At 71.7% G+C, this 19,666-nt stretch carries 17 protein-coding genes; 5 read left to right on the forward strand and 12 right to left on the reverse strand.

Annotated features, from left to right (window positions below; all coding sequences use genetic code 11):
* Positions 1 to 25: 25 nt before the first annotated feature.
* Genes A4R44_RS23460 through A4R44_RS23480 form a run of 5 tightly spaced genes read right to left on the reverse strand, consistent with a single transcriptional unit; the run spans position 26 to position 4,934 of the window.
* The gene (locus A4R44_RS23460) at positions 26 to 1,141 is read right to left on the reverse strand and encodes an acyl-CoA dehydrogenase family protein (protein ID WP_067584481.1); all 1,116 of its coding nucleotides are present in this window, start codon (positions 1,139 to 1,141) and stop codon (positions 26 to 28) included.
* Between the two features lies 1 nt (position 1,142).
* On the reverse strand, positions 1,143 to 1,949 hold the full coding sequence (locus A4R44_RS23465; protein WP_067584484.1) for an enoyl-CoA hydratase/isomerase family protein: 807 nt from the start codon (positions 1,947 to 1,949) through the stop codon (positions 1,143 to 1,145).
* On the reverse strand, positions 1,946 to 2,860 hold the full coding sequence (locus tag A4R44_RS23470) for an acyl-CoA dehydrogenase family protein (RefSeq protein WP_232791740.1): 915 nt from the start codon (positions 2,858 to 2,860) through the stop codon (positions 1,946 to 1,948). The genes A4R44_RS23465 and A4R44_RS23470 overlap by 4 nt, the downstream gene beginning before the upstream one ends.
* 11 nt (positions 2,861 to 2,871) lie before the next feature.
* Positions 2,872 to 3,792 carry an acyl-CoA dehydrogenase family protein gene (locus A4R44_RS23475; protein WP_067584488.1) on the reverse strand — a complete coding sequence of 307 codons (921 nt, stop codon included), beginning with the start codon at positions 3,790 to 3,792 and terminating at the stop codon, positions 2,872 to 2,874.
* A gap of 2 nt (positions 3,793 to 3,794) precedes the next feature.
* Positions 3,795 to 4,934, reverse strand: coding sequence for an acyl-CoA dehydrogenase family protein (locus A4R44_RS23480; protein WP_067584491.1), 1,140 nt, complete (start codon positions 4,932 to 4,934; stop codon positions 3,795 to 3,797).
* A gap of 255 nt (positions 4,935 to 5,189) precedes the next feature.
* Here A4R44_RS23480 and A4R44_RS23485 point away from each other — a divergent pair, with 255 nt between their 5' ends.
* The 4 genes from A4R44_RS23485 to A4R44_RS23495 are packed head-to-tail and all read left to right on the forward strand — an operon-like array spanning position 5,190 to position 9,592.
* The gene (locus A4R44_RS23485; protein WP_067584494.1) at positions 5,190 to 6,548 is read left to right on the forward strand and encodes an MFS transporter; all 1,359 of its coding nucleotides are present in this window, start codon (positions 5,190 to 5,192) and stop codon (positions 6,546 to 6,548) included.
* 47 nt (positions 6,549 to 6,595) lie between these two features.
* On the forward strand, positions 6,596 to 7,897 hold the full coding sequence (locus A4R44_RS23490; RefSeq protein WP_338080542.1) for an amidase: 1,302 nt from the start codon (positions 6,596 to 6,598) through the stop codon (positions 7,895 to 7,897).
* Positions 7,894 to 8,055 (forward strand): hypothetical protein, encoded by a 162-nt coding sequence (locus A4R44_RS49235; RefSeq protein ID WP_167545638.1) that lies wholly within the window; start codon positions 7,894 to 7,896, stop codon positions 8,053 to 8,055. Before A4R44_RS23490 ends, A4R44_RS49235 begins: the two co-directional genes overlap by 4 nt.
* Positions 8,056 to 8,068: 13 nt before the next feature.
* Positions 8,069 to 9,592, forward strand: coding sequence for a class I adenylate-forming enzyme family protein (locus A4R44_RS23495; protein WP_067584500.1), 1,524 nt, complete (start codon positions 8,069 to 8,071; stop codon positions 9,590 to 9,592).
* A gap of 97 nt (positions 9,593 to 9,689) precedes the next feature.
* Here the strand turns inward: A4R44_RS23495 and A4R44_RS23500 are convergent, their stop codons facing one another.
* From A4R44_RS23500 to A4R44_RS23515, 4 genes are all read right to left on the reverse strand, one after another.
* Complete coding sequence (locus A4R44_RS23500) at positions 9,690 to 11,222, reverse strand: AMP-binding protein (RefSeq protein ID WP_067584503.1); 1,533 nt, start codon at positions 11,220 to 11,222, stop codon at positions 9,690 to 9,692.
* A gap of 11 nt (positions 11,223 to 11,233) precedes the next feature.
* On the reverse strand, positions 11,234 to 12,106 hold the full coding sequence (locus tag A4R44_RS23505) for a cyclase family protein (RefSeq protein WP_067584506.1): 873 nt from the start codon (positions 12,104 to 12,106) through the stop codon (positions 11,234 to 11,236).
* 120 nt (positions 12,107 to 12,226) lie between these two features.
* On the reverse strand, positions 12,227 to 12,955 hold the full coding sequence (locus A4R44_RS23510; RefSeq protein WP_093576863.1) for an SDR family NAD(P)-dependent oxidoreductase: 729 nt from the start codon (positions 12,953 to 12,955) through the stop codon (positions 12,227 to 12,229).
* Between the two features lie 161 nt (positions 12,956 to 13,116).
* Entirely contained in the window at positions 13,117 to 13,854 is a 738-nt protein-coding gene (locus A4R44_RS23515; protein ID WP_067584509.1) for a FadR/GntR family transcriptional regulator, read from the reverse strand.
* Positions 13,855 to 14,733: 879 nt separating this feature from the next.
* On the opposite strand from A4R44_RS23515, the gene A4R44_RS23525 reads away from it, so the two are divergent.
* Positions 14,734 to 15,801, forward strand: coding sequence for a trans-acting enoyl reductase family protein (locus A4R44_RS23525; protein ID WP_067584515.1), 1,068 nt, complete (start codon positions 14,734 to 14,736; stop codon positions 15,799 to 15,801).
* Positions 15,802 to 15,867: 66 nt separating this feature from the next.
* On the opposite strand, the gene A4R44_RS23530 is transcribed toward A4R44_RS23525, so the two are convergent.
* The 3 genes from A4R44_RS23530 to A4R44_RS23540 are packed head-to-tail and all read right to left on the reverse strand — an operon-like array spanning position 15,868 to position 19,372.
* The gene (locus tag A4R44_RS23530; protein WP_067584518.1) at positions 15,868 to 18,165 is read right to left on the reverse strand and encodes an FtsX-like permease family protein; all 2,298 of its coding nucleotides are present in this window, start codon (positions 18,163 to 18,165) and stop codon (positions 15,868 to 15,870) included.
* Positions 18,162 to 18,851, reverse strand: coding sequence for an ABC transporter ATP-binding protein (locus tag A4R44_RS23535; protein WP_067584521.1), 690 nt, complete (start codon positions 18,849 to 18,851; stop codon positions 18,162 to 18,164). Before A4R44_RS23535 ends, A4R44_RS23530 begins: the two co-directional genes overlap by 4 nt.
* On the reverse strand, positions 18,851 to 19,372 hold the full coding sequence (locus A4R44_RS23540) for a PadR family transcriptional regulator (protein ID WP_037813352.1): 522 nt from the start codon (positions 19,370 to 19,372) through the stop codon (positions 18,851 to 18,853). Before A4R44_RS23540 ends, A4R44_RS23535 begins: the two co-directional genes overlap by 1 nt.
* Positions 19,373 to 19,666: the final 294 nt, after the last annotated feature.

Genomic DNA, 19,666 nt, shown 5'->3' on the forward strand with positions numbered 1-19,666 from the left:
GGTCCGCTAGAACCGGCAGGAACACTCACGACAACCCGAACTCCTGCCTCCCGATCAACCCCCGCATCACCTCGGTGGTCCCGCCGCCGATCGTCTCCAGGATCGACTGCCGCCACAAGAACTCCGTATCCGTCCCCGCCACGGCGGCCTCCGCCCCGCCGAACTCCACCCCCGCGCGGGCGATGTCCTGGGCCAGCACCGTGCCCGCCAGTTTGTGGTACGCCGCCGGGACCGCGGCCGGTTCTCCCCGGATCACCTCGCCCAGCAGGGCCAGCGCGAGCGCGTCGACCTCGGCCAGCCGGACCGACAACTCCCCCATTCTCCGCCGCACCACCGGGTCGTCGGCGACTCCGGCCGCGTCCAGCGCGGCCAGCACCTCGTGCAGGTCCCGGCGCAATCGCTTGGGCGGGAACTGCACGTGCCGCTCCACCGCGAGCGCCGAAGCGACGACCTGCCACCCCTCGTTCTCCGCCCCGACCCGATCCGCGACCGGGACCCGCACGCCGTCGAACCGGACCTCGTTCAGGCGTCCGCCGTCGAGGGTCGGGATCGGCGACACGGTGATCCCGGGGCTGTCCAGCGGGACGATCAGCACGCTCAGCCCGCGCGACCGGCTGCCGGCCGCCCCGGTCCGGCACAGCAGCCACATGCGGTCCGACCAGTGCGCGTTCGACGTCCAGCATTTCGCCCCGTCGACCACGTAGTGGTCACCCTCGCGACGAGCTTGGGTGCGCACCGCGGCGAGGTCCGAGCCAGCGTCGGGCTCGGAATAGCCGAGGCAGAAGTTGAGCCGGCCGCGTCGCAGGTCGGCGAGGTATCGCTCGCGCTGCGCGTCGGTGCCGTGCGCCATCAGCGCTTTGGCCACCAAACCCGGGCCCATCGGCGGGCGCGCCACCCGCGCGTAGGCCATCTCGTCCCAGAGGATGAACTCATACGCGGGCGAACGGCCGCCGCCGCCGAACTCGACCGGCCAGGACAGCGACAGCCAGCCCCGCTCGCCCAGCGCACGGTAGACCCGGCGGACGCCGCCGGCGGTGTCCTTGCCGCGGTGGAAGTAGCCGTCGGTGTCGCGGTATTCCCAGAGGAACTCAAGGACCTCCGCGCGGAATGCCTCTTCCTCCGGGGTGAAGCCGAAATCCATCTCACTGCTCCCCGTCGGCGCCAGTCGTCCATCGCGGCTCGCGGCCCTCGGCGAACGCGCGCGGGCCTTCCTTCGCGTCCGGGTGCGCCCAGTGCATGCGCAGCAGCGACCAGCCGTACTCGCACGCCTGCCCGTACCCCGTCTCCAGCGAATTCCAGACCGCCTGCTTCGACAACTGCACCGCCGCCGGCGAGTTCCGCGCGATCTGCTGCGCCATCTCCTCCGCGCCGGCCATCAGCTCGTCGGAAGTGGACAGCTCGTCGACGAGCCCGAGCTGGTAGGCACGCTGGGCGGGCATCCGGTAGCTCTTGCCCATCAGCGTCATCCGCAGCGCCGACCCGAGGGGAAGCCGTTTCGCCAGCCCGATGTTCTCCATCGCGCCCACGAGGCCGACGTTCACGTGCGTGTCCATGAAGGCCGCGTGGTCGGCCGCGAGCACGATGTCCGCGTCGACCACGAAGTGCAGCCCGGCCCCGGCGACCAGCCCGTTGACCGCGCTGATCACCGGTTTCCACACCCGGTTCTGCCGCGGCGACCAGAACACCTCGTCGGTCAGCGGCCCGTTCCCGGTGCTCATCCCGCCGCGCCCGGCGACCGCGTGCACGTCGGCCCCGGTGCAGAAATGCCGCTCCCCGGCCCCGATCACGATCGCCGCGCGGATCCACGGATCGTCGCGGACCTCGGCCCACATCTCGCGGATCACCGGCATCATCGACCCGGTCAGCGAGTTGCCCCGGTGCGGGCGGTTGAGCGTGAGACAGGCGACGTGGTCGCGCTTTTCGAACAGCACCTCGGGCGCGTCGCTCATCGTTCCTGGCCTTTCCGGCGATACTTCGCCGCTATCTTGTCCGCGCACCCCGGCCGCGATGCCTGGTGCCTGATCCGCTGCGAGAGCGGCCCGATCGGTCCTTCGACGGAGTAGCCGATCGCGCCGAACGTCTGGTGCGCGACTTCCGCCGCCTCGACCGCCGCCCGTCCGCCCGAGCACCGAGCCGCGGCTGCCAGCGCGGTTCCGTCGGGGTGCCCGTCGTCGAACGCGAGCGCGGCCATCGTGGTGAGTTTTTCCGCCGCGGCAAGCGAAAGCCCAGCGTTCACGAGGGGATGCGCGACCGCCTGGAACGTCCCGATCGGACGTCCGAACTGGACTCGGTTCCGGGCATGCTCGACAGCGAGATCGAGCAACCGCCGTCCCGCACCGCTCAGGTAAGAGGCCGCCGCGAGGTCGGAGAGCGCGGTCGCCGCCTCGACTCGTTCCAACGGCTGAACCCGCGTCAGCTCGACCCGCCCCCACTGCTCGCCGCCCAGCACCGCAACCGGTTCAACCGAACCGGCCTCGGCAAGCCACGCGCGAGAGCCGTCCGTTTCCACGAAAACTCCCGCCATCGGAGCCCACGGCAGCAAGGGCGGCGCACCAACCGAGGCCACGCAACTCCCGTCCGCGACCTGGGCGGCCAGCTCCGGCGGCAACACCTGCGTCGCGAACACCGTCGCCGCCAACGGCCCAGGCGCGGCAGCCCGGCCCAGCTCCGCACCGGCAGCCGCGACGTCGCCCGCTCCCCCGCCTTCGCCCGGCACCGCCAGCGAGAGCACTCCGAGCGAGGCCAGCCCCCGCCAGAACTCCGCCGGGAACGCACCGGAGCGCCAGACCTCGTCCGGACAGTGCGCCCGGCAGAAACTCCGGACCGCCTCGGCCAGCGCCCGCTGCTCCTGGGTGGGCATCAACGCGACGCTCATACCGCCGCCCAGCGCGCCTCGGCGACGGCCCGGCTCGGCGTCCGCCAGCTGCCCAGTTCCGCGCGCACCGCCTGCAACCGCAGCGTCCACAGGTGCAGGTCGTGTTCCGCGGTCAGCCCGATCGCGCCCATGATCTGGTGGGTTTCCCTGGTCACGCGGCCGAGAGCGGACATCGTGTGCGTCGCGGCGACCGCGGCGGCTTCGGCGGGCGCACCGGCGAACGCGGCCTCGTAGACCAGCCAGCGCGCGCCCTCCACGGCCACGTCCACCTCGGCCAACCGGTGCTGCAGCGCCTGGAAAGAACCCAGCGAGCGGCGGAAGACCGTGCGGTCCTTGGCGTAGGCGACCGCGATGTCGACGGCCCGGCGCATCATGCCGACCGCCTCGGCAGACGCGCCGACCCGCCACCAGTTCACCATCGCCGCCGCGCTTCCGGGAGCCAGTTCCTCCTGGTTCGCAGCGACCACGCGGGCGAGCGGATAACCATAAGCCGACGGAACCCGTTCAGCCGCATCGGAATCGAGGTCAGCGGCAAAGCACCGGTCGCCGTCGGCGCGGAGCATCCGCGTCGCCTCGCCGCCGTAGCGCACCGGACCCGGGTCGCCCGCCGCGAGCACCACCGGCCCGGCAGGCCGGTCGAGCCCGAGCGCGGGCAACACCAGCAGATGCGGCACCGCGCTGACGGCGCCGAGGTCGGCGGCGATCGCCTCGACCGCGAGGGCCGCGTCGAGCGGACCGGCGTCCTCCGCGGCGAACAGGTCGAGGAAACCGTCGCGGCGCAAAGCTTCTTCGAGGTTCCAGTCGTATGCGCCGCGAGCGGCCAGCTCCCGGCTGCGTTCCGGCCCGGCGTGCCGGGCCAGGAGCGTGCCCAGCGCGTCGAGCACCGCGCGCTGGGTCGAGGTCGGTTCGAAATCCACGGCTAGTCCTTCGGCAGTTCGAGGATGAGACGGCTGATCAGGTTGAGCTGCACCTCGTAGCTGCCCGCGGCGATGCCCGCGCCGAGCGAGTTGCGGAACTGCGCGTCGCCCAGCGCTCCTTCGACAAGCGCTTCGCTGCCCAGCACGTCCAGCGCGAGGTCGCCCACCGCGCGTTCGGCCTGCACCATCGCGGCGCGGGCCTGATACGCCCTCGGCGAGGGTTCTTTCGCCTTCGCCCGTTCGTCGATCACCCGGTACACCAGCACGCGCGCCGCCTCGCACGCTGCCCGCGCGCGGCCGAACTGCTCCTGGATCCCCGGGTCGGCAAGCCGCCCTGACGCGCCCACCTCGGCGGCCAGCCGGTCCAGCACCAGCGCGGCCCGCGCGTACCGGGGCGCGCCGACGCGTTCGTAGGCGAGCGTGCGCCGGACGATCTCCCATCCCTTGTTCTCCTCCCCCAGCAGGCAGTCCGCCGGAATCCGGGCGTCGGTCAGGAAGAGCTCGTTGAAGGAATGATCGCCCACGAACCCCGGGATGCGCCGGACCTGCGCCCCCGGGGTGTTCAGCGGCAGCAGGAAGACCGAGATGCCGTCGCGGCCGTCGGCGGCCGATCCGGTGCGCGCGAGCAGGAAGCAGTAGTCGGCGACGTTGGCGTAGGACGTCCAGATCTTCTGTCCGTTGAGGACGTAGCTGTCGCCGTCGCGGACCGCCTTCGTCCGCAGCGCGGCCAGGTCCGTGCCCGCCTCGGGCTCGGAGAAGCCCTGGCACCAGAAGACCTCGCCGCGCGCGATCGGCGGCAGCAGCTTCCGCCGCTGGTCCTCGGTGCCGTACTTGATGATCGCCGGCCCGACCCAGTTGACGTTCATGTACTGCGGCCCGCGCGGCTCCCCGCGCCGCCACATCTCCTCGCCGAGCACGAAATGCTGCCACGCGCCCTGCCCGCCGCCGCCGTACTCGCGCGGCCAGTGCGGCGTGAGCCAGCCCCGGTCGGCGAGCCTGCCGACGAACCCGCGCGAAAAATCGCTGTAGACCGCGCTGCCGAGGCCGGTCTCGGACCGGTCCCATCCGGCCAGCTCCCGGTCGAGGAAGTCCCCCAGCTCGCGCCGGAACGCGACGTCGGCCTGATCCCACGCGAAGTCCATCAGCGTCCCTCCGGCCCGCGCCGGCGCTCGTCCAGTCGGTGCACGTCGCCGACTCCTCTCGTTCGATAAATAAAGGATACTCAATTAGCTCCGCTACGCAACCATTCACCTAGCCGATCCCACGCGAAGCGCCGCAAAACTGCCGGTAACAGCGCTGGTAACGGAATCGCATCCGGATCGCGCACCTCTTGCACTCCGGCCGCTGATCAGTATCCTCAACTCGGTCGCCCACCGCCCCCATTCCCGGAGGTCCCGATGGTCTCGCCAGAACCCCAGCCGCCCGCCCCGGGCGGCGGCGCCGCGTCCCCCGAACTGCGCAAGGTGACGATGTCCAGCCTGCTGGGCACCGTGATCGAGTACTACGACTTCCTCATCTACAGCTCGATCGCCGCGCTCGTGTTCGGGCCGCTGTTCTTCCCGTCGCTGGACTCCTCGACCTCCACCATCGCCGCGTTCGGCACGCTCGCCGCCGGGTACGTCGCGCGGCCGCTCGGCGGGCTCGTCTTCGGCCACTTCGGCGACCGGCTGGGCCGCAAGTCGATGCTGATGGTGACCATGACGCTGATGGGCGCGGCCAGTTTCCTCATCGGCGTGCTGCCGACGTACGGCTCCATCGGCATCGCCGCGCCGCTGCTGCTCGTCTTCCTCCGCGTGGTGCAGGGAATCGCGGTCGGCGGCGAATGGGGCGGCGCGGCGCTGATGGTCGTCGAGCACGCGAGCGCGCGCCGGCGCGGCCTGTGGGCGGGCATCATGCAGCTCGGGTCGCCGCTCGGATCGTTCCTGGCCACGCTCGTGTTCGCGCTGGTGAGCCTGCTGCCGAAGGACGCGCTGTTCTCGTGGGGCTGGCGGCTGCCGTTCCTGCTCAGCGCGCTGCTGCTGATCATCGGCTTGTACGTGCGGCTGCGGGTGTCGGAAAGCCCGGTCTTCCGCGAGCAGGCGGCCAAGCCCGCCGACCGCAAGCCCGCTGTTCCGGTCCTTCAGGTGCTGCGCCGCCCGCGTGCGCTGGTCCTCGCCTGCGCGGCCGGGATCGGGCCGTTCGCGCTCACCGCGCTGGTCAGCTCGCACAGCATCGCCTACGCCAAAACCCTCGGCTACGACGTGTCCGACGTGGCTCGTGCGCTCCTGTTCGTCGCGGGCGTCGGGATCATCTGCATCCCGGCCTTCTCCGCGTGGTCGGACCGCGTCGGGCGGCGGGTGGTCAGCCTGATCGGCGCGGTCGGCACGCTTCTCTACGCACTTCCGTTGTACGCCTTGGTCAACAGCGGTTCGGTGCTGCTGCTGACGCTCGGGCTGATGGGCGCGCAGGTGCTGCAGAACCTGATGTACGCGCCGCTCGCGCCGATGCTGTCGGAGATGTTCGGCACCGGCGTGCGCTACACCGGGGTTTCGCTGGGCTACCAGCTGGCGAGCCTGCTCGGCGCCGGGTTCACGCCGCTGCTCGCGAGCAGCCTGGTCGCCGGGTTCGGCGGGTCGAGCCTGCCGCTGAGCGCCATCGCGGGCGTCGGGGCGGTGATCACCATCGTGGCGATCTGGCGGATCTCCGAGACCCGCGGCAGCGACCTCACCGATTCTCCCGACGCCGTCTCCCCCGAACCGGCCGCTCGATGGTCCTGAGCATCAGCGAAGCCGCGGTGGCCCTCCGTACCGGGAGGACCACCGCGGTGGCGTTGGCCGAGTCCGCGTTCGCCGCCGCCGACGAGCACGACGCCGCGCTGGGCGTCTACCTCTCGCGGTTCGACGGACCCGCGCTGGCCGCGGCGGAACGGGCGGACGCCGAGCTGGCGGCTGGCGTCGATCGCGGGCCGCTGCACGGGATTCCGTTGGCAGTCAAGGACCTCCTCGCCACCGGCGAGGGCGAGACGACCGCGCAAAGCCAGGTGCTCGATCGCGCCTGGGGTCTCCGCGGCGACGGTCCGGCGGTCGCCCGGCTGCGTGCGGCGGGCGCGGTGCTCACAGGGAAGACGACCACGATGGAATTCGGGATCGGCGCACCGGACCGGACGAAGCCGTTCCCGCTCCCGCGCAACCCGTGGCGTCCCACGCACTACGCCGGCGGCTCCAGCTCCGGCAGCGCGAGCGCGGTCGCCGCGGGCCTGGTCCTCGGCAGCCTCGGCACCGACACCGCGGGCAGCATCCGGTACCCCGCCGCGTTGTGCGGGGTCAGCGGGCTCAAGCCGACGTACGGACGGGTGCCGAAGAACGGCTGCGTCCCGCTCGCGCCCGGTTTCGACCACATCGGCCCGCTCGCCCGCAGCGCCGAGGACTGCGCGCTCCTGCTGACCGTGCTCGCCGGGCCCGATCCCGGCGATCCTTCCTCGGCAGGCCACCCGGTCGAGGACTACCGCGGCGGGTTGACCGAGTCGCTGTCCGGATTGCGGATCGGAGTGGTGCCGCACGCCGAGGACCGTGCTTTCGAGCGGGCAGTAGCTGTTCTGCGCGACGCGGGGGCGCGCACGACACCGGTCGAGCTGCCTTACTGCCAGGAGCTGAAGACGGTGACCAAGTTCGGTCTCGCCGCGGAAGCTTTCGCCTGGCACCGGACGAATCTCCAGCACCGGTGGTCCGACTACGGTGCTTCCACCCGGATGGCGCTCGCGAGAGGCGCGCTGGTCTCCGCCGGTGACTACGTGCAGATGCAGCGCGTCCGGCGGGCCGGGCAACGGAAGCTCGCCCAGCTGTTCGCCGAGGTCGATCTCGTGGTGACGCCGACCGCCACCCGCGGCGCACCCGAGATCGAGGGGCTCAGCACGTCCGGGATGGCCGACACGGCGCTCACCTCCTACTGGAACGCGGCGGGCAATCCCGCGCTGTCGGTCCCGATGGGGTTCACCGGCGACGGGCTGCCGCTCGGCCTGCAGATCGCCGGGCGGCCGTTCGCCGAGGCCACCGTGCTCGCCGCCGGGCACGCGTACCAGCAACGGACGAGCTGGCACCTCCAGACCCCGTGGGAGATCGTCCGATGACTGTCGTCGAGGCCCTGCTCGCCGCGGCCGGGCTGGCCCCGGCACCGGAGGAGATCGCGCGGCTGGAGGCCAGCTATCCGGGATGGGCGGCGGAACTGCGCGCACTGGACGAGGCACGATACGAGGAGCCCGCCCCGGTTTTCCGGGCGGAGCCGTGAAGGAGGAACGACCGTGGGCAACGATTTGACGCTGCCGAGCTGGCTGCGGACGATCGGCGGACAACCGCACGGCGCGCACCGGCGAGCGCTGGCCGACGAGCACGGCGAGCTGACCTTCGCCGAACTGGTCGCCGCCATGGACGCGACCGCCGCCGCGCTGCGCGAGTCCGGGGCCGAGCCGGGCGACCGGATCGTCACCGCGATGGAGCCGTCGGTCCCGCACACCGTCGCGATCCTCGGCACGCTGGCGGCCGGGATGGTGGCCGCGCCGCTGAACATCCGGCTGACCGCGCCGGAAGCCCGCGCGTACCTCAGCGCGCTCAAGCCCACGGCGCTGCTCGCCGACCCCACGTACGCGCCGCTCGCCCGGGAAACCGGCTACCGCCTCGTCGAACTTCCCGCGGCGAACCAGCCCGCGCCGATCGCCGAACGCCTGGCCCCGCTGTATCACCCGGGCGGCGACCGGATCGCCCCGGACGAGGACGAGTTCGCGATCGTCTTCGGCACCGGCGGCACCACCGGCAGCCCGAAGGCCGCGGTGCACACCCACCGCAGCCTGTGGCTGTGGCTGAACACCTGCGCACACGGAAATCCGCGGGTCCCGTCGGACGTCGAACTGTTCTTCTCGCCGTTCTTCCACATCACCCTCGGCACGAACCTCCTGACGCCGCTGTTCGCCGGCGGCGAGGTCTGGATCCACCGGCGTTTCGATCCCGCGGCCGCGCTCGCCGCGATCGACCAGGGCGCGAGCAGGCTCATGGGCGCGCCGACGATGTTCGCCGCCCTGCGCGCCCGCCCCGAGTACGCGACGACGCGACGCGAGAACGTCACCGCGATCCGCTTCGGCTCCGCGCCGTCCACCGGCGATTTCGTGCGGGACCTGCTGCGCGACTTCCCGAATGCCCGCATCCGGGCCGGTTTCGGCGCGACCGAGTTCGGGTCGGTGCTGGGATTCGACCACGACGACCTGCTGGCAGGCCGGTTCGCCGGGGTCGGCAGGCCGCTGCCGGGCGCGACCGTGCGCATTCTCGGCGCCGACGGCCGCGAAGCCGCCCCGGGCGTCGTCGGCGACCTGGTCGTGTCGTGTCCCTGGCAGACCCACGGCTACTACGGCCTCCCCGACGAGACGGCCGCGACCTTCCAGGCGGACGGTGTCCACATTGGAGACCTCGCGTCGCGGAGCGCGGAGGGCTGGGTGACGATCGCGGGCCGCCGCAAGGAAATGATCATCAGCGGCGGGGAGAATGTTTATCCGCGCGAGGTGGAGGAAGTCGTGCTCCGGCATCCGGACGTCGCCGACGCGATCGTGTACGGGATGCCGGACGAGCACTGGGGAGAACGGGTGGCGGCGAGCGTCGTCGCGGTGGCGGGCCGGACTGTCGAACCGGCCGCGCTGCGGGAGTACTGCCGCGCCGAACTGGCGGGCTACAAGATCCCGAAGACGGTCCGGCTCATCACCGCGGTGCCGCTCACCGCGAACAACAAACCGGACCGCCGGCAGGCCCGTGCGGACGCCCTCTCCGCCTCCCAGGACTGAAGCTCGGCATTCCGCCACCCGTCCCGGCCTCAGCTCGGAGTCCGTGCGGGGAACCCTCAGGGTCTCCGATTCCCCGAGGGTTCCCCGCACGGATCCGTCATTGCGCCAGCTTGCGCAGCTCCGCCTTGCGGATCTTGCCGGTCGAGGTCTTCGGCAACTCCGCGAACCGGATGTCTCGCGGCACCTTGAAATGCGCCAGCCGCTCCCGCAACCAGCCGGTCAAGTCCACATCGGACACCTCGGCCCCGTCGCGGAGCCGGACGAACGCGACCGGCACCTCGCCCCACCGCGGATCGGCCTTCGCGACCACCGCCGCCTCCGCCACCGCCTCGTGACCCAGCAGCGCGTTCTCGACCTCGATCGACGCGATGTTCTCCCCGCCGCTGATGATCACGTCCTTGAGCCGGTCCCGGACCTCGACATACCCGTCGGGATGCCGCACCGCCACATCCCCGGTATGCAGCCAGCCGCCGGCGAACGCTGCCTCGGTCGCCGCCGGGTCGCCGAGGTATCCGGCCATGACCGTGTTCGAGCGGATCACCAGCTCACCCAGGGTTTCCCCGTCCGCGGGAACGTCGGCCAACTCCGGAGTCACCACCCGCGCCGACTCGACGTTGACCGTCCGGACCCCTTGCCGCGCCAGCATTTTCGCCCGCTTTCCCGGTTCGAGGTCCTGCCATTCCGGCCGCGGGAGGCACATCAGCGAAGGCCCGTACGTCTCCGTCATCCCGTACAGGTGCGTCACCTCGATCCCGATTCCGGCCAGCGCCGCGATCGCGGCGGGCGAGGGCGGTGCTCCCCCGACCGCGAACCGCACCCGCTGCCCGAACCGCGCACCGCCGCTCGCCTGCACCAGCATGTCGAGCACGACCGGAGCACCGCTGAGATGCGTCACCCCTTCCTGCTCGATGAGTTCGCACGCCCGCGCCGCGTCCACTTTTCGCAGCGTGACGTGCCGCGCCCCCGCCGCGGTGACCGCCCAGGTGTAGCACCAGCCGTTGCAGTGGAACATCGGCAGCGTCCACAGATAGCGCGAACTTGCTTGCAGACCAGTGGAAACGACCTGGCCGAGCGCGTTGAGGTATGCGCCGCGATGCGTGTAAACCACGCCCTTCGGGCCAGCCGTGGTGCCGGAGGTGAAGTTGACCGCCAGCGGCTGCCGTTCGTCGCCGGGCAGTCGCAACGGCACCGGATCCGCGGTTCGCAGCCACTCCTCGTAGCCGTCGCCGATCACCAGGACCGCCCGCAGCTCCGGCGTCCGCTCGACGACCTGCGCGGCCAGCGATTCGTCGACGATGAGCACCTTCGCACCGGAAAGCCGCAGCAGCTGCGCGTATTCGTCCGGCGAAAGCCGCGTATTCAGTGCCGCCAAAGCGCATCCGGCGCCGGGCACGCCGTAATGCGCCTCCAGCAACGGCACGCCATTGGGCGCCAGCACCGCGACCCGGTCGCCCTCGCCGAGCCCCAGTTCGCGGAGGCGTCCGGCCAGCCGCTCCGCCCGGTCCGCCAGCCGCGCCCACGACATCCGTTCCCCGGCGTCGGTGACCACGCCGATCCCGTCGCCGTCGAGGTCGACCGTGCGCCGCAGGAAACTCAGCGGGCTGAGCGGCACGTCGTTCGCGAATTCCATCCCGGTTCCCTTCACACGACAGCGATCGGGCGCAGCGGCGAACCGGTCCCGCCCCGCAGCGTCAGCGGCAGCGCGACGAAGAGGAACGTGACGACGCCGTCGGCCGCCAGGTCCTCGCAGTTCACCCATTCCATGATGTGCACCCCGTGCCGCTGCAGCAAAAGCACGTGCACCGGCAAGGGATTTCCCGGCACCGGCGACGGCCGGACCTCGAACGACATGGTGTCCGCGCCGACGTACCGCACGCCCTTCGACACCAGCCATTCCGCCCCGTCCACGCCGACGCCGCTGCCTCCGCCGCGCTCGGCGATCTGCGCGGCGTCCGGCCAGAATTTCATCTGCCCGGTCCGCACGAGCACGATGTCCGACCCGGTGATCGTGACGCCGCCAGCCCCGGCCGCCTCCCGGAGATGGTCTTCCCCGACGGCGAAATGCGGTGGCAGGACGTCGAGGCCGAGCACCTTCGGGATGTCCAGCAGCACGCCGCGGCCGATGATCGGCCCCAGCTCGGAGGCGTCGCCGCGCAGCGCGCCGTAGTCGCCGAGCGCGCTGTTCGCCGAGGTTCCGCCGTGCCATTCGTCCTCGCTGCCGCACGTGACGTGGCACAACGCGTCGATGTGCGTTCCGGTGTGCAGGCTGCCGGAGACGAGTTCGGACACATAGCCGAACTCGACGTCGTTCGTGCCGGGCGAGTCGAAGGGGAACCGGCCTTCGGCGCGCTGGCCCTGCGGGGAGTTGTACGTGACGACTTCCAGCTGCGGGTTGCCCGCGAACGTCGGCATGTGCCGCCACCAGCCGGTCGACAGGTCGTACACCGAACCGGTCGCGGGCAGGCCGAGGCTGCGCACGAGGCCGGCGTCGGGCGGGGTGCTGCGGGAGCTCATGAACACTTCCTGGGGTCAGCGGGACTCGGGTCGGCGGAACTGGGGTCAGCGGGACTCGGGTCAGCGGGACTCGGGTCAGCGGGACTCGGGTCAGCGGGACTCGGGTCAGCGGGACTCGGGTCAGACCGTGACGGACAGCCCGGCGTCCACCGGGACGACCGCGCCGGTGATCCCCCCGGCCAGCGGGGAAGCCAGGAACAACACCGCCGCGGCGACCTCGGCGGGCTGCACGGCCCGCCCGCGCGGCGTGCGGCCCACCATGCGCCTGCCCGTCTCCGAGGGCAGGAACTCCTTCATCCGCGGCGTTTCCACCAGGCCGGGCGCGACCGCGTTGACCCGCACGCCGAACGGCGCTTCCGCGGCGAGGTACCGGGTGTAGCCGAGCACGCCCGCTTTCGCCGCGGAATACCAGCTCACGCCGCCGCCGATCACCGTGCCCGCGATGGACGCGACGTTCACGACGGCTTCCGCCCGCTCCCGCACCCGGTCGAGCCAGGACGTCGTGACCAGCTCGACGAGCCCGAGCACGCCGGCCACTCCGTCCGCGAACGGCCGCGGCCGCTGGCTCGACGGACCGGCGTTGTTCACCAGCATGCCCGGGGTGCGCCAGGCCAGCGTGCGGTCGAGCGCCGTCTTCACCGAGGCCGGGTCCGCGGCGTCGGCCTCGACGGGCAGCACTGCTCCGCTCGACTCTTCGGCGAGACCGGCCACTGCCGCCGGGTCGAGATCCCAGGCGGCCACTGCCACCCCTGATTCGGCTGCCCCGAGCGCGATCGCGCGGCCGATCCCGCTGCCCGCGCCGGTGACCAGGACACAGCTTCCGGCTTTAAAACCCATCGTGGTCAGCATCAATACAGTATACTCTTTTGCGGTGCCCGACACCAGGCTCGCTCCTGGCGACCCGCCGTTGTGCGTGTGGGGAACCCTGAGGGAATCTGATTCCGTCAGGGTTCCCCACACGGACAACCTCAGCGCCCCGAAGGAGAAAGGGTGTACTCTGACGGCGGAGATCAGGCTTCGGGGCGCAGCAACGCGGCGATGGCCTGCAAGTGCCTGCGCATCCGGTGCTGGCCCAGCGGGGCGTCCCCGGCGACGAGGGCCGCCACGATCGCTTCGTGCGCCTCGTGCGATTCGCGGGCGGCGTCGCGGTGCTCGCCGCCGGCGGATTCCGCGTCCCATTCCCGCTGCACGATGTCCTGATCGAGTTGCGCGAGGACTTCCACGAACAATGTGATCGCCGGGTTTCCGGCGAGTTCGGCGATAACGCGGTGCAGATTGCGCGCGTGCCCGCGGGTGAATCCTTGTTCAATGAGTTCGCGTTCGGATTCGAGCGCTTCTTTCAGCCGCACGATTCCCGATTCCGTGAGGTTTTCCGCGGCCAGCGCGATGCCCGCGACCTCCAGCGCGGTCCGCGCCTGCATCAGCTGCTGCCGGTTCACCTCGGCGTGGCGCAGGTACACCCGCGCCGCGTTGCGCACGACGCCCGGATCCGGTTCTGTCACCACGAGTCCGCCGCCGGGACCGCGGCGCATCGCCGCCATCTGCTGGTGCTCGACCAGCCGCACCGCCTCGCGGAAAACCGCCCGGCTGACCCCGTACCGCTCGATCAGCTCCGTTTCCGAGCCCAGCACCGATCCGACCCGCCAGCCGCCGTCGATGATGTCTTTTTCGATCTGCTCGGACACCTTTTCCGCCAGCCGCCGAGTGCCGCCCTTTTCCCCGGGCGTGGCGTTCTGCTTGCTGGTCATCGGTCGACCCCTGTCGGTGCGCGGGCGGCGGATCGGTAAGCACGTGGGCCGCGCCAGTCTATACCACTCCGGATTTCCCGCGAGGACGCCGCGAACGGCAATTCGCATTCGCGTCGGTCCGCGCGGATACGGTGCCAGCAGCGCCCCGGTCAGCCGGCGCGCGGTCGCCGCCGCGCGCGCGGAATCGCCTTCGACCAGGCCCGAGCAGCGGGGCCAGCGCCAGATGCGGCGACAGCGAAGGCACTCCGCGCCACCTGCTGTCCCCGCGGAAACAACTCGCCGATTGCGCCGCCGCGATCGCCTGCGCGCGCACTCCCCCCAGGTCGGCGGCGACCGGGTCATCGCCTGGGGCATCTCCTTCGGCGGCGGCCCTGTGCTCAGCGCCGCCGCGAACCGCCCGGCCGGACTCGTCGCCGCGATCGCGCAATGCCCCGTTCACCGACGGCATCGCGTCCGCCAGTTCGGCCAAGGCGACCGCCGCCGCGGCCCGGGATGTGATCCGGGCACTGGCTCGGACGGCCGCCGCAGCTCATCGCCACCGCCGGCCCGGAACGGGGCACCGCGCCGGACACCGAGCCGGGGTATTTTGCGCTGGTGCCGCCGGGCAGCGATTTCCGCGACGAGGTCGCGGCCCGGGTGGTGTTCGACATCCTGCGGTACCGGCCGGGCCGGCCGGATCGAGGCGCCTAGGTTGTCCGCGGTGCGCGAGAAGGATTCCGTCGCTCCTGCCGGACCGACGCTGCGGTACGCCACCCGCGCGCCACGCGGCGAGGTACGGACCTGTCCGGACGGACATTTCGCGGTCTGCCAAGGTGATCAGTTCGAACGGGTTGTCGCGGATCAGGCTGATTTCCTCCGCCGGCACGTCCCGGTGGCGGCATGACCGGGCAGATCGTGGTGTTCGGGGCGACCGGCTATACCGGCGGCCTCGTCCTGGAGTCGCTGACGCGACGCGGGGTGCGGCCGGTTCTGGCCGCACGGAACCGGGCCGCGCTGGAGGTGCTCGCCGCCGGCCACGGCGATCTGGAGACCGCGGTCGCGGACGTCAGCGATCCCGCGAGCCTCCGCTCGCTGGCCGGGCCCGGGGACGTGCTGATCGCTACCGTCGGGCCGTTCGACCGGATCGGACACGCGGCCGCACAAGCCGCCGACGCCGGAGCGCACTATCTGGACTCGACTGGCGAAGTCGGCTTCGTCCGCGACGTGCGTGCCCGGCACCATGAGCGGGCAGTCGAAACCGGCGCGGCGATGGTCCCGGCCTTCGGTTACGACTACGTCCCCGGCATCCTCGCCGGTGCCCTTGCCGCGCGAGAGGCGGGCGACGGCGTGCGCTCGCTGGAAATCGGATACTTCGCGACCGGGCCGCTTTATCGCGGGTTGAGCCAAGGCACCCGGACGACCATGCGGGACGGGCTGGCCCTGCCTTCGCTGCGCTGGCGAGGACGGCGGCTGGTCGAGGAACGGACCGGCAGCCGGGTGCGCGCGTTCCCGGTCCGAGGGCGGACCAAGCCGGCTTTTCTGGTTTCCGGGACCGAAGTGCTCTTCCTGCCGGGGACCTTCCCGTCGCTCGACGAGGTCACTGTCTACAATGGCTGGTTCCCCGCCTTGAGCCGGGCGATGCCTGCGGTTTCCGCGCTGGCCGCGGTCGCCGGGCCGCTGATGCGGGCGGCGAGCGGGCCGATGGCGGGTCCGCCCGGAGGGCCGGACGCGGCCGCGCGGGCGAAAACCGGCGCACAGGTCGTCGCAGTCGCCGATTCCCGGGCCGGGGTTCGGCTTGCGGGACCGAATGCGTACACGCTCACCGGGGATCTGCTGGCTTGGGCCGCGATCCGGTTGAGCGTCGACGGCCCGGCAACACCAGGCGTAGTGCGCCCAGTGGACGCCTTCGGCATGGAGCCGCTCCGAGCTGGATGCGCTGAACTGGGCCTGGTGCGGCAAGAGTCGTGAGGGGAACCCTGAGGGAATCAGATTCCCTCAGGGTTCCCCTCACGTACATCGCCAGATGCCCCCGGTCTACTCCGAGCGGAGCGTGTCCAGCCTCGTCACCTGGCGCAGCAGTGGCAGCGTCAACGCCGTCACCAGCAGTACCGCGGCGACCGCGGCTCCGGCCAGTCCGGCGAGGACCCCGCCGTCCACCATCATCGGCATTTTCGCCAGCCGCAGGATCGGCGCGGTCAGGCCGAGCCCCGCTCCGACGGCCAGCACCACCCCGACGACCACCGGGACCGCGGTCTGCCACAGGGATCCCCTGGCCAGCACGCCGATCGGCACGCCGGCCGCGGACAGCGCGGCGAGCGGGCGGCGGCGTTCGCTGATCTGCTCGATCGACAGCATCAGCAGGCTCATCGCCGCCACCGCCAGCACGAACAGCGACGCGGTCAGCAGCACCGCGCGGAAGCTCGCCAGCATCCGGTCGTCGCGGCCGGCGTAGTCGGACATCAAGTCCGTCTTGCCGACTTCGGCCTTCCACGCCAGCGGGCGCACCGCCGCCGCGACCCGGTCGATCAGCGCGTCGGCGCCCCCGGCGCCCGCCACGAGCAGTTGCGTGCGCTCCCCCGGCAGCTTGACGTCGCCGAACGCGCTCGGCGTGATCAGCAGGCTGCTGACCGACGCCTTCGCGGTGTTGCCCGACGGCACCACCCGGACGTTCCCCGGGACTGTCCACTGAGGACCCTCGACCTCGTGGCCGTTGCGGTAGGTCATCAGCCGGTAGTCGCCCTTCGGAGCGGCCTGAGCCGACGAGCCCGCCACGTAGAAGACGTCGCCGTCGGCGCAGTCGCCGATGTTCGCCTCCGTCTTCAACGCCACGCAGTCCCCGACGGTGCCGTAGACCTGGCGCTCGCCGGAGCCGAGCTGCAGGGATTGGGAGCGGTGCACCCCGGTCACCCCGGCCACCCCGGACAGCCGTTCGCGGACCTCCGCCTCGTGCGCGCTCGTCGTGTCCACCCGCACCGGCGCGGCCGCGACCCCGGCCGGCGTCTCGTACGACCGCGAGCTGCGGTTGCTCATCGACGTGAGCACCCCCTGGATCAGGATCGTCCCGGCCAGCACGACGACCAGCCCGGACACCACCCGGCTGGCGGTGCCGCTGTCGAGCTGCAGCCTGCGCACCGCGAGCTGCCACGACGGCGGACCGCCCTGCAGCCGTTCCACGATCCGCTCCACCAGCCACGGCAGCAGCGCCGCGACACCGATGAGCAGGAACACGCTGCCCACCGCGAGCGCGAGCGCCGCGGCCTGGTCCCCCGACCCCGGCGAGACGACGAGCGTGCCGAGCAGGAACACCGCGCCGATCCCGGTGACCGTCCAGCGCCACCACATCCGCCGCCGCACCGGTTTGCCCTGCCGGACCACGCCGAGCGGTTCGACGATCGTGCGGCGCAGGCCGAACAGCGCCGAGCCGACCGCGAGACCGGGCACGAGCAGCACGATCACCAGCAACGCCACCCACGACGGCGTGAAATCGTCCGCGAACACCCGGAGGCCGAACGGAAGCCAGTCCCCGATGAACGGCCGCAGCGCGTAGAACAGCGCCCCGCCCGCCACGAGCCCGATCACCGCGCCGACCAGCGATTCCGCCGCCGCGACCCGTTTGATCTGCCGGGCGTCCACGCCGACCAGCCGCAGCGCGGCGAGCCGCCGTTCGCGTTGCGCCGCGCCCATCCGCGACGCGGTGGTCACGAAGATCAGCAGCGGCAGCAGCAGCACCGCGGCGATCGGCGCGACGACCATCCACATGATCGCCGACAGCGCGAACCCTTCGGCGGGCTTGCCGTAGGCGTAAACGCTGCTGGCGTTCTCCCCTTCGGCCTTGATCTCCGCGGCGGTCGACCCGTAGTACGCGGTCAGGTCGGCCGCGTCGCCGACGCCCGGCTCCGCGATCTGGCCGACCACGTTCCCCGGCAGCCGCGCCTTGATCGACGCGCCCTCGGCCGAGTTCAGCTTCTCCGCCAGCGCGGGCGACACGATCACCTCGCCCGGCGCGGGCAGCCGCGACAGCCCCGGCGGCACCGGCGAGTTCTCCCCGGTCGCCGCGACCGCGGTCAGCAGGAGGTAGTCCTCGCCGACGGACGGATACCAGCGGTAGGTCGCCAGCGGCGCGATCCCCTCGCGCGGAGCGGTGTCCTGCTTGATCGCCGCCGCCCGGTCCGCCCGCGCGTTCACCAGGTGGCTCACCGAGGCGGCGGGCAGGAGCACGGCGACCGCGAGCGCGATCCCGAACGCGGTCATCGCGAGCCGCAGGAGCGCCGAACCGGACATCCGGCCGCCCCCGACGGCCAGCCGGAGTCCCAGCAGCAGATCCCGCATCATGCGACCAGCTCCCGGTCGACCGTGCGCCCGTCCCGGACCACGATCTCGCGGTCGGAGTACGCCGCCACCCGCGGTTCGTGGGTCACCAGCACCACCGCGGCGTGCGTTTCCCGCGCCGCCTGGGTGAGCATCTGCATGACCTTCTCGCCGTTGAGCGAGTCGAGCGCGCCGGTCGGCTCGTCGGCGAACACGACCTTCGGCCCGGTCACCAGCGCCCGCGCGACCGCGATCCGCTGCGCCTGACCGCCGGACACGTCGCCCGGACGGCGCTTCGCCAGGTTGTCGACCTCCAGCCGGGCCAGCCATTCCTTCGCCTTGGCCTCGGCCGGCCCCCGCTTCGCCCCGGTCAGCCGCAGCGGAAGCGCGACGTTCTCCAGGCAGGTCAGCTCGGGAACGAGCTGGCCGAACTGGAACACGAAGCCGAATTCGGTGCGCCGCAGCGCGCTCCGGCCCTTGTCGTCCATCGCGACGAGGTCCCGGCCGCCGTAGTGGATGGCCCCCGAGTCCGGCCGGACGATCCCGGCGAGACAGTGCAGCAGCGTCGATTTCCCCGAACCGGACGCGCCCATGATCGCGAGCACTTCCCCCGCCGAGACGGCCAGCGCCGCCCCGTCGAGCGCCCGCGTCTGGCCGAACGATTTATGCAGCCCGTTGCCCGCGAGCAACGCAGTTCCCGGCCTGGTCATCAGCGCACCGCCTTCTCGAGTTCGCCGAGCCGGGCCGCGGTGAGCTCGAGCCACCGCAGGTCCGCCTCAAGATGGAAGAGCGCGTGGTCGCAGATCAGCTGATCGGCGAGGTCGCCCTCGTACTTCCGCTTCGTGAGCGAGCGCATCACCTTGAGGTGCTCGCTGCGCTGGACGTCGAGCACGTCGGTGGCGTCGCGGCCGGACAGCAGCGCCAGGACCACCTTCGTGTACAGCGTGTTCTGCAGGTACGGCTCCGGGCTTTCCGGAGTGCTCAGCCACTGCTCGACGTCGGTGATCCCGGCGTCGGTGATCGTGTAGCGCTTCCGCTCCGGCCCGTCGCCGCTCTCGACCCCCGCGACCTCGACCATGCCGTTGCGCAGCAGGCGCGACAGCGTCGAGTAGACCTGGCCGTACGCGAGCGGGCGGTCCTGCCCGAACTGCTCGTCGTACGCCCGTTTCAGGTCGTACCCGTGTCTCGGACCCGACTCGAGCAACCCGAGCAAGGTATGTGAAACCGACATTCCCCTGTTCCTCCCTTGACCCCGGAATCCCGGGGGTGAAGATCACTATACAACACGGGTATACGCGCCGTGTATACCACCGCAGGATAGTGTGTTTTGGCAGGTGAGGGGGTGTCGTGAGTGGCGATCCTGGTTAGAACCGGGATCGCCACTCACGAGGGCCCGGGCACGACGCACACTCGCGCGGGACAGCGGCGGGCGGCGGCAGCGGCAGCGGGCGCGGGCGGCGGCAGCGGGCGCGGGCAGCGGCAGCGGGCGCGGGTGCGGGCAGCGGCAGCGGGCAGCGGCAGCGGG

Source organism: Amycolatopsis sp. M39, assembly GCF_001651785.1.
Lineage (GTDB): Bacteria > Actinomycetota > Actinomycetes > Mycobacteriales > Pseudonocardiaceae > Amycolatopsis > Amycolatopsis rubida.